Source organism: Phenylobacterium terrae, assembly GCF_042681205.1.
Classification (GTDB): domain Bacteria; phylum Pseudomonadota; class Alphaproteobacteria; order Caulobacterales; family Caulobacteraceae; genus Phenylobacterium; species Phenylobacterium terrae.
The window spans coordinates 176,052-189,554 of record NZ_JBHUEY010000001.1; the positions used below are offsets into that span (position 1 = coordinate 176,052).

Sequence of the window (13,503 nt, forward strand, 5' to 3'; positions counted from 1 at the left end):
CAAAAATGTCGCCCGCGATGTCGGACCGCGGCGGGGTGGATCGTCCTGGGGACGGACAAGGGCGACACGGCCGGTCCGACAGGGCTCAGAACAGAGGAGAGCGCGATGCCCAAGATGATCTTCGTGAACCTGCCGGTGAAGGACCTGGCCGCGGCGACCCGCTTCTACGAGGCGATCGGCTGCGTGAAGAACGAGCAGTTCAGCGACGAGAAGGCCTCGTCGATGATGTGGTCGGACGAGATCGTGTTCATGCTGCTGCAGCACGACTTCTTCGACACCTTCCTGACCCGGCCGCGGGCGGACGCCACGGCGGCGACGGGGGTGCTGATCGCCCTCTCCCGCGACAGCCGCGAGGAGGTGGACGCCATCGTCGAGGCCGCGGGCCGCACGGGCGGCCGGGCCGACCCGCGCCCGGCGCAGGACATGGGGTTCATGTACCAGCGCACCTTCGAGGACCCGGACGGCCACGTGTTCGAGCCGGTGTGGATGAACCCGGACGCGATGGGGTGACGAACGACCTCTCCCTCCGCGGAGCGGGGGGAGAGGTCATTTGCGTTTCGGCCGGCTCAGGCCGGCGCGGGCGCCAGGCCGTAGAAGGCGTAGAAGAGGCCGATCGGGGCGCGGACGTGCAGGGCCCGCAGGGGGAAGGCGGTCCAAGGCGCGGCCGGATCGAGGCGGGGAAGGTCCGCCAGGAAGGCGTCGCGGGCGGCGGGCTTGATCGCCTCGCGGTGGTCGAGGAACTGGCCCCAGCTGGAAGTGCCGTTGAGGTGCACGCGCTCTGGGGCGCGGCGGGAGGCGCCGTAGGCCGGCGGGAACAGCCGCCGGTAGGCTTCGATGTTGTAGAGCCAGGAGCCGCCGCGGACGAAGCCGGCCTGCGGGTGGCGCTCGCGCACATCGGCGAACATGGCGCGAAGGTCGGCGAGCCGGCGCGGGACCTTCTCCGCCGCCAGCGGGCTGACGTCGTCGGCGTCGCGGTTGGTGAAGTGGATGCGGACCTCGCCCTCGGCGTTCGGCGCATCGTAGCTGAAGCAGCCGAAGGCGGGGCGGCCGGAGGACTCCTCCGGCGAGCGGACGAACACGGTCTCGGTCCAGTCGAGCTGCGCCTCCAGCGAGGCCGCGGCGCCGAGCCCTTCGGCGTAGGCGGCCCACTCGGGACGCGCCGGCCCCTCCGGGGCGCCGAGGCCGAAGCGGCGGTGCAGGTTGGTGTGGGTCAGGGCCACCTGGGTCAGCGGCTCGCCGAGGCGCTCGGCCAGCGCCTGCGCGAAACGCAGCTGGACCTCGAAATACGGCCGCAGGCGGCGCGCCCGCGCGGTTCTGACCTGATCCATGCGCCCCTCCCTCGGCAGATGATGGACCACCAAGACCACCAAGACCACCAAGCGACGCAGAGACTCTGGCGGGCCAGCCGGAGCGCCGGGCGGTGACTGGTTGGGCGCAGCCCTACCTGTCACCCTGTCCGGCGCGGGGTGACAGGTGGCGCCCGGGCGGGCGCAACCAGTCACCGGAAGCCTTTGCCAGCTCCACCGTTTGCCAGGGGAACGGGGTTCGGCTAGCGTCGCCGTCCCTCTTTGACAATCAAGGCGTACCGCTGTGCCCCAGATCCTGGTTCAGGACCTGGCCAAGACCTTTCGCGTCGCCGAACGCGAGCGCGGCGCCCTGGGCGCCGTGCGCGGGCTGCTGCGCCGAAGGCAGCGGACCGTCGAAGCGCTGAAGGGGGTCTCGTTCGGCCTGGAACAGGGCGAGCTGCTGGGCTTCATCGGGCCGAACGGGGCCGGCAAGTCGACCACCATCAAGATCCTGTCGGGAATCCTGACGCCCGACGGAGGACGGGTGGAGGTGGACGGCCTCGTCCCCTGGAAGGACCGGCAGAGGCACGTGGGCCGGATCGGGGTGGTGTTCGGTCAGCGCACCCAGCTGTGGTGGGACCTGCCGGTGATCGACGGCTTCGACCTGCTGGCGGCCATCTACCGGGTCGAGCCGGCGGCCTACCGCGAACGGCGGGACGAGCTGGTGGCGCTGCTCAGGCTCGAGCACCTGCTGCACCAGCCGGTGCGGCAGCTGTCGCTGGGCCAGCGGATGCGGGCGGAGATCGCCTCGGCCCTGCTGCACGCCCCGTCGATCCTGTTCCTCGACGAGCCGACGATCGGGCTGGACGCCCCTGCCAAGCTGGCCGTGCGCGGGTTCGTGAAACGGCTGAACCGGGAGCACGGGGTCACCGTCCTCCTCACCACCCACGACATGCACGACATCGAGGCCCTGGCCGAGCGGGTGATCGTCATCGGTCACGGGCGGGTGCTGGCCGACAGCCCGTTCGAGGAGCTTCGCGCCAACGTGCTGGCCGAGCGGCGGCTGTTCGTCGACTTCGAGGGCGAGGCGCCGGAGCTGGTGATCCCCGGCGTGGCGGTGCGGGCCCGGGCCGGGCGGTCGGTGGAGCTGGCCTTCGATCCGGCGACGGTCCCCGCCCCGGCGCTGATCGCCCGCATCGCCGCCGAGCATCCGGTGCAGGACATCCACATCGAGGAGCCGGCCATCGAGGAGGTGATCGCCCGCTTCTACGAACAGCACGGGGCCGGCGAGCTGTGAGCGCGCTGGCCCGCCCCTACACGGCGGCGCTGGCCGCGCGCTTCCAGTTGACCCTGCAATACCGGGCCGCGGCGCTGGCCGGCTTTGCGACCCAGCTCTGGTGGGGCGGGCTGAAGGTGATGGTCTACGCCGCCTTCTTCGCCTCGGCCCCGGCGGCCGCCGCGCGAGCGCCGATCAGCCTGGCCGACACCATCACCTACACCTGGATCGCCCAGGCCTTCCTGGTGCTGCAGCCCTGGACCGCCGACCCGGAGGTCTCGCAGGCGGTGCGCACCGGGGGAGTCGGCTACGACCGGCTGCGGCCGGTGGACACCTATGCCTTCTGGTACGCCCGCGGGCTGGCCTGGACGCTCGCTCGGGTCGCCCCGCGGGCCGTGCTGATGGCGGCGACGGCGGCGGTGGTCGTGCCCCTGCTGGGCCTGCAAGATTGGTCGTGGCGGCCGCCCGCCGGCGTCGTGGCGGGCCTGGCGTTCGCGGTCTCCCTGGCGCTGGCTGCGATGCTCTCCGCGGCCACGGTGATGCTGCTGAACGTGCTGGTGGCCGCGACGCTGAACGAGCGGGGGGTGAACACCCTGGCCATGCCGGTGACCATCCTGTTCTCCGGCAACATCATCCCGCTGGCGCTGTTTCCGGAGAGCTTCCAGCCCTGGCTGCTGGCCCAGCCGTTCGCCGGCGTGCTGGACATCCCCTGCCGGATCTATTTCGGGGGCCTGGAGGGGAGCGGGATCTGGCTGGGCCTGGGGCTGCAGGCCTTCTGGACGGCGGCCTTCGTGCTGCTCGGGCGGGCGGCGCTGAGCCGGGTCATGGCCCGGCTGCAGGTGCAGGGGGGCTGAGGTGAACGCCGCGGCCCTGCTCGTGAAGCTGTTCGGCGCCTCCATGCGGGCGCAGATGCAGTACCCGACCGCCACCGCCATGCTGACGCTCGGCCAGTTCCTGGCGACGGTGCTGGAGATCGTCGGCGTCTGGGCCCTGTTCGACCGGTTCGGCCAGGTCCGCGGCTGGACGCTCGGCGAGGTCTGCGTCTTCTACGGCCTGGTCAACGTCGCCTTCTCGCTGGCCGACCTGGTGACGCGCGGCTTCGACATCTTCGGGCCGGAGTTCGTGAAGACCGGGAACTTCGACCGGCTGCTGCTGCGGCCGAGGTCCACCGTGCTGCAGCTCGTCGGCCACGAGTTCCGACTGAGCCGCTTCGGGCGCACGGCCCAGGGGCTGGGCGTGCTGCTGGCCGGCGTGCACTTCAGCGGCATCGACTGGGGGCTGGCGGACACGGCCCTGGCGGCGTTCGCGATCGCCGGCGGGATGGCGCTGTTCGCGGGCCTGCTGATCCTGCAGGCCACCCTCGCCTTCTGGACGGTGGAGAGCCTGGAGGTGGCCAACGTGCTGACATACGGCGGGGTGCAGGCGGCGCACTATCCCCTGAGCATCTATGCGGCCTGGTTCCGGCGCTTCCTGACCTTCGTGGTGCCGATCGCCTGCGTGGCCTATTTCCCGGTGGTGGCGATCCTGGACCGGTCGGACCCGCTGGGCTCGCCGGCCTGGTTCGCGCCGATCGCGCCGCTGGCGGGCTTCGCCTTCCTGGCCGTATCGCTGTGGGTCTGGCGCTTCGGCGTCGGCAAATACACTTCGACAGGATCCTGACATGCCGATCGTGCGCACCGAGGCCGTGATCCCCGCCCCCCCGGAAGACGTCTGGGCGGTGCTGGCCGACTTCGACCGCTACGAGGAATGGAATCCGCTGAACATCCGGGCGCGCGGGAAGGCCGAGCTGGGCGCCAGGGTGCCGATGACCTTCCTGAACCTGGCCAGGCCCGGGACGACCATGGACCAGACGGTGACGGTGACGACCTGCGAGCCGGCTCGCGCCCTGGCCTGGTCGGGCCGGGTCCCGCTGCTGTTCAAGGGCCGCCACCACTTCACCCTCGAAAGGGCCGCCGAAGGGACCCGCCTGCTGCATGGCGAGGACTTCGGCGGCCTAGTGAGCCGGGGCTTCACCCCGGAGCGGATCGCGCGGGACTTCAAGCCCGCCTACGAGGCGCTGAACGCGGCGCTGGCGCAGCGCGTGGCCGAACTCAGCCGTCGAGGCTGAGGCCCAGGGCCAGGCGCGCGGCGTAGAGCTGCTGCGGCTTCTCCTGCAGCGGATGGAAGCGGGCGGCCTGCAGGTCGCGGAACCGCTGCTCCAGGCCCGCAGCGCGGTAGAAGCCCGCCCCGCCGGCGCAGTCGAGCGCCTTCGAGCCCACCTCGATGGCCCCCCGGCCGACCAGCTGGCGCAGGGTCATGATCCTGCCGGTGGTCTGCGGCGACGGCGTCCCCTGCCCCGCCTCGACCATCGCCTGGCAGGCGACGTCCATGGCCGTGTGCGCGGTCTCCATCTCGCCCACGGCGATCTGCACCGCGGGATCCGCGGCCCGCTTGCCGGCGAGCTCGAGGGCTGTGGCGCGGGCGCCGTCGGCGATCCCGGCGTAGACCGAGTAGATCAGCGGGAAGGCCACCATGCTGATCATGTGGAAGATCGGATGCCAGACGCCCGGCGGGCGGCGGGCGCCGACGGCGGCCTCGGGGAGGAAAACGCCCTCTATCGTCACGTCCTGCGAGGCGGTGCCGCGCATGCCGAGCGTGTCCCAGCCCTCCAGCACCGTGACTCCGTCCTCGTGCATGGAGATCGGGAAGTGCAGCACCTCCGGCCCGTCCGGACCTTCGGCGATGGCGCAGGTCATCATCACGTCGCCGGCCGGAGCCCCGCTGGAGAACACCTTGCGGGCGGTGATGCGGTAGCCGCCTTCGACCTTCTCCGCCCGGCCCGAGCCCGGCAGCCAGTCCGAGCCGCCGGAGGAGAGCAGCCGCGCGCCTTCCTGGGCGACGCGCTTCAGCAGGCCCTCGGTAGGCGCCCCGCCGTTGCGCCGGCGCCAGTCGGCCACGAACACCTGGTGGGTGTGCATGGAGAGGGTGAGCGCGGTCGCCCCGTCCCAGCGGCCGAGGGCGCGCAGCATGGCGCAGACCTCGGCGTAGGGCGCACCGCCCCCGCCGAACTCGGCCGGCGCCCCGAGGGCGAAGAAGCCCAGCGCCTCGAGGCGGTCCAAGTTGGCCGAGACGAAGCGGTTCTCGGCGTCGCAGCGGCGGCCCTCGGCCTCCAGCTCCGGCCCGATCTCTTCCAGAATCCCGCGCCAGCGGCCCTGCGCGCAGGCGTCGGGACGTGGCGATCTGATAACGGCGTTCATCGTTGTTCTCGCGTCTTTCGATTTGGCCTAAGCTCCCCTCGCTGGAGGGGATGCGTTGGGGCGGAGCATTGCGCCGCCGGGGTGGGACGAGCCATGACCGTGACGCCGTCAGTTGTTGCCGAAGCGCCGGACGCCGACCTGCTGTCGGACGTGCTGAAGGCCGTGCGGCTGACCGGCTCGGTGTTCCTCAACGGGCGCTTCACCGCCCCCTTCGGGGTGATCAGCCCGGCCCAGTGGGACGGCACGGACACCCTGGCCCACCTCAAGCACGCCTCCGTCTTCCACCTGATCGCGCGCGGCGAGTGCGTGTTCGAGAACGCCGCGGGCGAGCGGTTCGAGCTGCGGGCCGGCGACGTGGTGCTGCTGCCGTTCACCGCCGAGCACCGCTTCTGGTGCGGCGATCCGGAGGGCTTCGCCCCGGCGAACCAGCTGGTGAGGCCGGGGCCGGTGCCGGGCGTCGGCCTGGTCAGCCACGGCGGCGGGGGCGAGGAGACGCGGTTCGTCTGCGGCTACCTGGAGTCGGCCGAACTGTTGCCGGCCCCCTTCTTCCGGGCCCTGCCCGAGGTTCTGATCGAGCGGACCGGCGAGGATCCGGGCTCGGCCATCGCGACCATCAGCGCGGCGATCATCCGCGAAGTGGACGGCGAGCCCCGCCCGGGGCTGGAGCTGATGCTCGGGCGGATGATGGAGCTGTTGTTCCTCGAGGTGCTGCGCCGGCACGCCGCCCGTCTGCCGCCCAGCGCCAGCGGGGTGCTGGCCGCCAGCCGGGACCCGCTGGTCAGCCGGGCGCTGACCCTGATCCACCGCGAGGCGGCGCGGCGCTGGACGGTGGAGGACCTGGCGGCCCAGGTCGCCAGCTCCCGCACGGTGCTGAACGAGCGGTTCCGGCAGGTGATGGGCATGGCGCCGATCGAGTACCTGACCAGCTGGCGGATGCAGATCGCCAGCGACCGGCTGCGGTCCTCGCGCGCCCCGCTGGCCCGCATCGCCGAGGAGGTCGGCTACGAGAGCGAGGCCAGCTTCAGCCGCGCCTTCCGCCGGATCATGGGCATGAGCCCCGGCGCCTGGCGCGACGGTGTCGCCGGCGAGGCGCGGGCGGTGGCCTGAACCCAGGTCCGGTCATCCCGGCCGGCCGGGATGGGCGGGGAGTTTACCGCCTCACGTCCCCCCCGCCGGCCAGCAGGGCCTCGACGTCGGCGATGTCCACGAGGTTGAAGTCGCCGGGAATGGAATGCTTGAGGGCCGCGGCGGCCAGGGCGAACTCGAGGGCCGCCTGGGGGTCCATGTCGGTGCGCAGGCCGTGGATCAGGCCGGCGGCGAAGGCGTCGCCGCCGCCGATGCGGTCGACGATGCCGGAGACGTCGCGGGGCGCTGCGGTCCAATGGCCGTCCCGGTCGGCCAGGAAGGCGGCCAGGCGGTGGCGCTCTGCGCTCTCCACCGTCCGCACCGTCGAGGCGACGCGGGAGAGCTGGGGAAAGCCGGTGAAGGCGGCCTCGGCGGCGGCCTGGCGGCGCTCCATCGGATCGGTCTGGGGGAAATCGTGGCCGAGGATCAGGGCCACGTCGCGATCATCGCCGATGAACAGGTCGGCGGCGGCGACGATGTCGGCCAGGATCGCCGCCCCGTCGGTGGGCCACTGGTCCCAGAGGCTCTTGCGGTAGTTGCCGTCGAAGGAAACGGTCAGGCCCTTCACGCGGGCGGCGCGAACCGCCTTCAGCGCCGCCTCGGCGGCGTTGGGGCCCACGGCCGGCGTGACGCCGGAGATGTGCAGCCAGTCGGCGCCCTCCAGCTCGGCGGGCCAGTCGATGGCGTCCGGATCGGCGAGGGCGAAGCTGGACTCGGCGCGATCGTAGAGCACCTGGGCCGGGCGCAGGCCTGCGGCCGGGGTCAGGAAATAGAGGCCGAGCCGGCCGGGCGCGGTCCGCACGCCCGCCACGTCCAGCCCGTGGCGGCGAAGCTCGGCGAGCGCGGCGCGGCCGAGGGCGTTGTCGGGGACGAAGCTGACCATCCGCACCGGATGCCCGAACCTGGCCAGCGAGACGCCGACATTGGCCTCGGCCCCGCCGATCCGCGCCTCCAGCCGCTGCGACTGCAGCAGCACCTCGGCCCCCGGCGCCGACAGCCGCAGCATCACCTCGCCGAAACAGACCACCTTGCCGGCCATGCGTCCTCCCCGCCGCGCTGCGGCCCGGTCCATCTAATCGGAACGCGCCAACCCGAGTAACCCCGCACGCTTCTTTCCTGCGAAGCGGGAGAGGGGAACCGCACGCCGAGCGTAGCGAAGAGCGGGTGGTCCCCCTCTCCCGCTGCGCGGGAAAGGAATGGAACATTAAGAGAACTTGGTCATGTTCTCCAAGCCATCGAAGCCCTAGTCACGCCTGACCACCGCGTCTAAACCTTGGCCGCAAGGGCCGCGGGACGGCGGCCGGCGATGAGGGGACCTCCGGAGATGACGGATCTGAGCTTGAACCGCCGCTGGGTGCTGGCCGGGGGGCTGTGGGTGGCGGCGGCGGGGCCGAGCTTGGCGCAGGATGCGCCGGTGGTGGAGACCACCTCGGGCAAGGTTCGCGGGACGACCAAGGACGGCGTGCTGGTGTTCAAAGGGGTGCCCTACGGCGAGAGCACGGCCGGAGCGAACCGCTTCATGCCGCCGAAGAAGAAGGCGCCCTGGACCGGGGTGCGCGATGCGCTGACCTACGGCCCGACGGCTCCGCAGGCCGGCGCTGCTCCGACCCGCCCGCCGCCCGCGCCGGGGGCCGCGCGCCATCCGAGCCCGATCGGCTCGGACCGGCCCGACCCCAACCCTCCGCCGGTCAACGAAGACTGCCTGGTGCTGAACGTCTGGACCCCGGCCACCACCGGCAAGCGGGCGGTGATGTTCTGGATGCACGGCGGCGGCTTCTCCACCGGCTCGGGCTCCTCGCCCTGGTACGAGGGGGTGAACATCGCGAGGAAGCAGGACGTGGTGATCGTGACGGTCAACCACCGCCTGAACGTCTTCGGCTACTGCGACCTGTCGGCCTACGGCGAGCAATACGCCGCCAGCGGCAACGTCGGCATGCTGGACTGCGTGGCCGCGCTGGAATGGGTGCGCGACAACATCGAGCGGTTCGGCGGCGATCCCTCGCGGGTGATGATTCACGGAGAGAGCGGCGGCGGGCGCAAGACCTCGATGATGATGGCGTTCACGCCGGCCGAGGGGCTGTTCCACCGGGCGGCGGTGCAGTCCGGCTCGGCGTTGCGGATGGACGGCCTGGCGCTGGCCCGGGAGAAGGCCCGGCGGGTGCTCGAGGCGCTGAACATCGCCCCGGCGGACGTCGGCAAGCTGCAAGATGTCCCCATGGCCGACCTGCAGGCGGCGGGCCGCAAGGCGAGCGCGGGCCTGGGGCAGTTCCGGCCGGTGGTGGACGGCAAGCTGCTGCCCCGCCACCCGTTCGAGCCCGACGCGCCGGAGATCTCCAAGCACATCCCGATGATCATCGGGACCAACCGCACCGAGGCCTCGGTGTTCATGGGCGCCGACCCGGCGATGGATGCGCTGGACGAGGCGGGCCTGAAAGCCGAGATCGGCAAGCTGGTCCCGGCCGGCGAGGTCGAGGCGGTCTACGCCCTCTACAAGCGGCTCTACCCGAAGAGCGGCAATGCGGAGATCGCCTACATGGTCTCCACCGACCGCGGCTATTTCCTGGACTCGACGATCCAGGCCGAACGCAAGGCGGCCCAGGGCGGCGCCCCGGCCTACTACTACGCCTTCTACCGCGAGACCCCGGTGCAGGACGGCCGCTACTTCGTCCCGCACGCCGAGGAGATCCCGTTCGTGTTCGACACCCTGGGCAACGCGCAGCGGATGGTGGGGCCGGTGACGCCGGAGGCCCAGGCCCTGGCCGACAAGATGAGCGCGGCCTGGGCGGGCTTCGCCAAGACCGGCAAGGCCGAAGTGCCCGGCGGCCCGGCCTGGCCGGCGTACAACGCCCAGACCCGGCCCACGATGATCTTCGACGAGGGCTCGAAGCTGCGGGTGGAAAACGACCCCCGCAGCGAACAGCGCCGCACCATGCTCGCCTTCGGCTCCCAGCAGGACCGCCAGAGCGACCTGCCCGCCGCCGGCCAGCGCGGCGGGGATGAGCCGGGGTGAGAGGGACAAGCGCCCCCTCCACCGCCTTCGGCGGTCCCCCTCCCCCGCAGTCTGCGCTGCGGGGGAGGATCTGCTAAGCTTCAGCTATGCGAGCTCCCAGCCGCACTCATGGGCGAGCCAAGCAGCTCCGGCGCAAACTGACCCTGCCGGAGGTGCTGTTGTGGGTGCGGTTGCGGCGGCGTGAGCCCGGACTTCCCAGCTTCCGTCGGCAGCATCCGGTCGGCCCGTACGTCCTGGACTTCTACTGCTCGGCCGCGCGGCTCTGCATCGAGGTGGACGGCTATACGCACCTGACGGAGGACCGGCCCGAGCGGGACGCCCGCCGCGACGCCCACCTGCACAGGCTCGGCATCCGCGTCATGCGTTACGCTGCAGCGACGGTGCTCGCCGATCCCGACGGCATCTCCGCTTCGATACTTGAAACTGCGGACGAACTCGCCGCCCAAGCTCCTCCCCCGTAGCGCAGCGTACGGGGGAGGTGGATCGGCGCGAAGCGACGAGACGGAGGGGGCGCAAAGCGGCAAGCGCCCCCTCCACCGCCTTCGGCGGTCCCCCTCCCCCGCAGTCTGCGCTGCGGGGGAGGAGCGGCGCCCCAGCGTCACCTGCGCGTTGACGCGGCGGGGCGGCGATCTCATGCTGGCGGGATAAGGCGCCCGTGCGAGGCGCCGCTCATGACATTTGGAGGATCCCCATGGCGGATTTCGGCGGCGCCGATCTGGAAGCCTTCCGTGCGGAAGCGCGCACCTGGCTGGAGGAGAACTTCCCCGCATCGCTCAAGGGCAAGGGCGAGGCGCTGATGGGCGAAGGGCCGGACCCGAACGATCCCGACTTCAAGCTGTGGAAGCAGCGCATGGGCGAGAAGGGCTGGGGCGTGCCGACCTGGCCCCGGGCCTACGGCGGCGGCGGCCTGTCCCAGGCCGAGGCGCGGGCGCTGCGCCAGGAGATGGCGGCCATCGGCGCCTTCAACCCGATCGGCGGCATGGGCGTGATGATGTTCGGCCCCACCCTGCTGGAATACGGCACCGAGGAGCAGAAGCAGCGGCACATCCCGCCGATCGTCCGCGGCGAGCTGCGCTGGTGCCAGGGCTACTCCGAGCCGGGCTCGGGGTCCGACCTGGCGAGCCTCCAGACCAAGGCCGAGGACAAGGGCGACCACTTCCTGGTCAACGGCCAGAAGATCTGGACCTCGGGCGCGCAGTACGCCGACTGGTGCTTCTGCCTGACGCGGACGGACCCGACCAAGAAGCACGAGGGGATCAGCTTCCTGCTGATCGACATGAAGACGCCGGGCGTCGAGGTGCGGCCGATCAAGCTGATCAGCGGCGCCTCGCCCTTCTGCGAGACCTTCTTCACCGACGTGAAGGTGCCCAAGGAGAACCTGGTCGGGCCGCTCAACGGCGGCTGGACGGTGGGCAAGCGGCTGCTGCAGCACGAGCGCAACGGCATCGCCGGCGCCGACGGCGGGCGGCCGCGCACCAACCCGGCGCTGCTGCGCGAGACGGCCAAGAAGTACATCGGGCTGGATGAGACCGGGCGCCTCGCCGACACCGACTTCCGCCGGCGCTTGATCGAGCAGGAGATGGACGCGCGCGCCTACCAGCTCACCGTGACGCGCATGGCCGACGAGGGGAAGAACCGCAACGGCCCGTCGGCGGTGACCTCGATCATGAAGAACGCCTCCTCGCGCATCAACGTGAACAACAACGAGATGATGGTCGAGGCGATGGGCTACCGGGGCCTCGGCTGGGAGGGCGAGGACTTCACGCCCGAGGAGCTGGCGGCCACGCGGGCCTTCCTGCGGATCAAGTCCAACACCATCGCCGGCGGCTCGTTCGAGATCCAGAACAACATCATCGCCAAGCGCATCCTGGGCCTGCCCGAGACGACGCATAAGGCGTAGGGCGCCGGCCCCTCACCCTACCCTCTCCCCGCTTGGCGGGGAGAGGTCTCTATGGCTTTGAGGCGGCGTCCGCTTTCTCGCGCGAAGCCGCGCGCCGGCGGCAAGATCTGGACACGAAGACCACAAAGGGCACCAAGACCACGAAGAGTCTGGAGCTGTCCCTCGGCGGTCGCGCGCCCTCGGCCCCTTCGTGCTCTTTGTGGTCTTCGTGAACTTCGTGTTCGCCTTGCCGGGCGTGGGACTTCCGTGCGTTCGAGGAAAGATCGGCGGCTACGCCGCCATCGCCCGCACCGCCTGCAGCACGAAGTCGATCTCGTGGGGGAAGTTGCGGATGGAGGGCGTCAGGCGGACGTGCTGGCGGGCGTAGGGGGCGACGGAGGCGATGATCTTCCAGTCGCGCAGGCGCGAGACGACCTGGTGGGCGCTCATCCCCGCCACGTCGAAGGAGACGATGCCGGCCGAGAGCTGGGGCGACATGGGCGTGACGAGCGTCACGTGCGGCATGGCGGCCAGGCCCGCCTTCAGTTGGGTCGCGAGCTCGGCGGTGCGACGGGCGACCTCGCCCCGGCCGATGTTCTGGTGCAGCCAGAAGGCCTCCGACAGCGCCCACAGGTGCTCGAAGGCTTTGAACCCGCCGGGGGTCATGCGCACGGCGTTGGCGAGGCCGGGGTCGGAGCCGGAGATCCAGTGGCTGTAGGCGTCGCTGTCCAGGAAGGTGGGGATGGTCGGCAGGGCGGCGCGCCAGCCGGCTTCGGAGCCGTAGATCACCCCGGTGCCGCGGGGGCCGAAGATCCACTTGTGGCAGCCGGCGATCAGGAAGTCGCAGCCTAGGCCGGCGAAGCTGACATCCTGGTTGCCGAAGCCGTGCACGCCGTCGACGCAGAGCAGCACCCGGTCGTGCTCGGACCGTGAGGCGTTGATCGGGACGAGCGCGGCGGCGATGGCCGGGATCGGCAGCTTCAGGCCGGTGGAGGAATGCACCCAGGTCAGCGCCAGGACCCGGGTCTGGGGCGTGATCTGGCTGGTCAGGCGGGCGACGAGCGCACCTTCGGAGACGCTGCGGATGTCCTCGTACAGGGGGATCTTCCGCACCTTTGCGCCGGTTCGCAGGGCCGCCAGCCTGAGGGACTCGTGGGTGACGTAGTAGTCCTGGTCGGTGGTCAGGATCTCCTGACCGTAGCGCAGCCGCAGGCCGTTGTAGACCAGGCCCACGCCCATGGTGGTGGAGTCGGTCAGGGCGACGGCCTCGGCGGGCGCGCCGAGGTACTGGCCGGCGGCGGCCCGGGCGCGGTTCTGCAGGCTGCGATTGTTGGCCTCCAGGTAGATCACCGGGTTGGCGTCCAGCTGGCGGCGGTGGCGGTCGATGGCGTCGCGCACGGCGGTGGGGTGCGAGGCGATCAGCATCGCCGACATGTCGATCCAGTCGGGCGTCAGGGCGAACTGGGCCCGGATGCGCCGCCAGTCGACCGGCTGGGGCGCGGTGGCCGGCGCAGGTGCGGGCGGGGCGGCGGGCTGGGCGGGCGGCGGCGGCGCGGCGGTCGGGGGCGCCTGGGCCGCCGCAGATCCGGCCGCAGCCAGGGCCAGGCCCGATCCGGCCAGGAAACTCCGCCTCGCGATCTCCATGACGACCCACCCGAACGCCGCGGCGCCCACGCGGCCCCGCTTGCCGA

13 protein-coding genes are annotated in these 13,503 nt (G+C 71.5%); 9 read left to right on the forward strand and 4 right to left on the reverse strand.

Going from position 1 to position 13,503, the window contains the following annotated elements; genetic code table 11:
• Positions 1-105 precede the first annotated feature (105 nt).
• Positions 106-510, forward strand: coding sequence for a VOC family protein (locus ACFSC0_RS00845; RefSeq protein WP_377281239.1), 405 nt, complete (start codon positions 106-108; stop codon positions 508-510).
• 56 nt (positions 511-566) lie between these two features.
• On the opposite strand, the gene ACFSC0_RS00850 is transcribed toward ACFSC0_RS00845, so the two are convergent.
• Positions 567-1,328, reverse strand: a complete 762-nt coding sequence (locus tag ACFSC0_RS00850; protein ID WP_377281238.1) for a hypothetical protein — start codon at positions 1,326-1,328, stop codon at positions 567-569.
• 262 nt (positions 1,329-1,590) lie between these two features.
• Here ACFSC0_RS00850 and ACFSC0_RS00855 point away from each other — a divergent pair, with 262 nt between their 5' ends.
• The 4 genes from ACFSC0_RS00855 to ACFSC0_RS00870 are packed head-to-tail and all read left to right on the forward strand — an operon-like array spanning position 1,591 to position 4,669.
• Positions 1,591-2,583 carry an ABC transporter ATP-binding protein gene (locus ACFSC0_RS00855; RefSeq protein WP_377281237.1) on the forward strand — a complete coding sequence of 331 codons (993 nt, stop codon included), beginning with the start codon at positions 1,591-1,593 and terminating at the stop codon, positions 2,581-2,583.
• Positions 2,580-3,416 (forward strand): ABC transporter permease, encoded by an 837-nt coding sequence (locus ACFSC0_RS00860; RefSeq protein ID WP_377281236.1) that lies wholly within the window; start codon positions 2,580-2,582, stop codon positions 3,414-3,416. Before ACFSC0_RS00855 ends, ACFSC0_RS00860 begins: the two co-directional genes overlap by 4 nt.
• A gap of 1 nt (position 3,417) precedes the next feature.
• A complete protein-coding gene (locus tag ACFSC0_RS00865; protein WP_377281235.1) occupies positions 3,418-4,221 on the forward strand; it encodes an ABC transporter permease in 804 nt (267 codons plus the stop codon).
• A gap of 1 nt (position 4,222) precedes the next feature.
• The gene (locus ACFSC0_RS00870) at positions 4,223-4,669 is read left to right on the forward strand and encodes an SRPBCC family protein (protein WP_377281234.1); all 447 of its coding nucleotides are present in this window, start codon (positions 4,223-4,225) and stop codon (positions 4,667-4,669) included.
• On the opposite strand, the gene ACFSC0_RS00875 is transcribed toward ACFSC0_RS00870, so the two are convergent.
• On the reverse strand, positions 4,653-5,798 hold the full coding sequence (locus ACFSC0_RS00875) for an acyl-CoA dehydrogenase family protein (protein WP_377281233.1): 1,146 nt from the start codon (positions 5,796-5,798) through the stop codon (positions 4,653-4,655). The genes ACFSC0_RS00870 and ACFSC0_RS00875 overlap by 17 nt on opposite strands.
• A gap of 93 nt (positions 5,799-5,891) precedes the next feature.
• Here ACFSC0_RS00875 and ACFSC0_RS00880 point away from each other — a divergent pair, with 93 nt between their 5' ends.
• The gene (locus ACFSC0_RS00880; RefSeq protein ID WP_377281232.1) at positions 5,892-6,905 is read left to right on the forward strand and encodes an AraC family transcriptional regulator; all 1,014 of its coding nucleotides are present in this window, start codon (positions 5,892-5,894) and stop codon (positions 6,903-6,905) included.
• A gap of 43 nt (positions 6,906-6,948) precedes the next feature.
• Here ACFSC0_RS00880 and ACFSC0_RS00885 read toward each other — a convergent pair whose 3' ends face one another.
• The gene (locus tag ACFSC0_RS00885; RefSeq protein WP_377281231.1) at positions 6,949-7,962 is read right to left on the reverse strand and encodes a sugar kinase; all 1,014 of its coding nucleotides are present in this window, start codon (positions 7,960-7,962) and stop codon (positions 6,949-6,951) included.
• A 285-nt stretch (positions 7,963-8,247) separates the two neighbouring features.
• Between ACFSC0_RS00885 and ACFSC0_RS00890 the strand changes: the two genes are divergently transcribed.
• The 3 genes from ACFSC0_RS00890 (at position 8,248) to ACFSC0_RS00900 (ending at position 11,833) form a co-directional block, all read left to right on the forward strand.
• Positions 8,248-9,933: a carboxylesterase/lipase family protein gene (locus tag ACFSC0_RS00890; RefSeq protein ID WP_377281230.1), complete on the forward strand. Its 1,686-nt coding sequence runs from the start codon at positions 8,248-8,250 to the stop codon at positions 9,931-9,933.
• Positions 9,934-10,019: 86 nt separating this feature from the next.
• Positions 10,020-10,394 carry an endonuclease domain-containing protein gene (locus ACFSC0_RS00895; protein WP_377281229.1) on the forward strand — a complete coding sequence of 125 codons (375 nt, stop codon included), beginning with the start codon at positions 10,020-10,022 and terminating at the stop codon, positions 10,392-10,394.
• 230 nt (positions 10,395-10,624) lie between these two features.
• Entirely contained in the window at positions 10,625-11,833 is a 1,209-nt protein-coding gene (locus tag ACFSC0_RS00900; RefSeq protein WP_377281228.1) for an acyl-CoA dehydrogenase family protein, read from the forward strand.
• Positions 11,834-12,103: 270 nt separating this feature from the next.
• Here the strand turns inward: ACFSC0_RS00900 and ACFSC0_RS00905 are convergent, their stop codons facing one another.
• A complete protein-coding gene (locus ACFSC0_RS00905; RefSeq protein WP_377281227.1) occupies positions 12,104-13,456 on the reverse strand; it encodes an aminotransferase class V-fold PLP-dependent enzyme in 1,353 nt (450 codons plus the stop codon).
• Between the last annotated feature and the right edge of the window lie 47 nt (positions 13,457-13,503).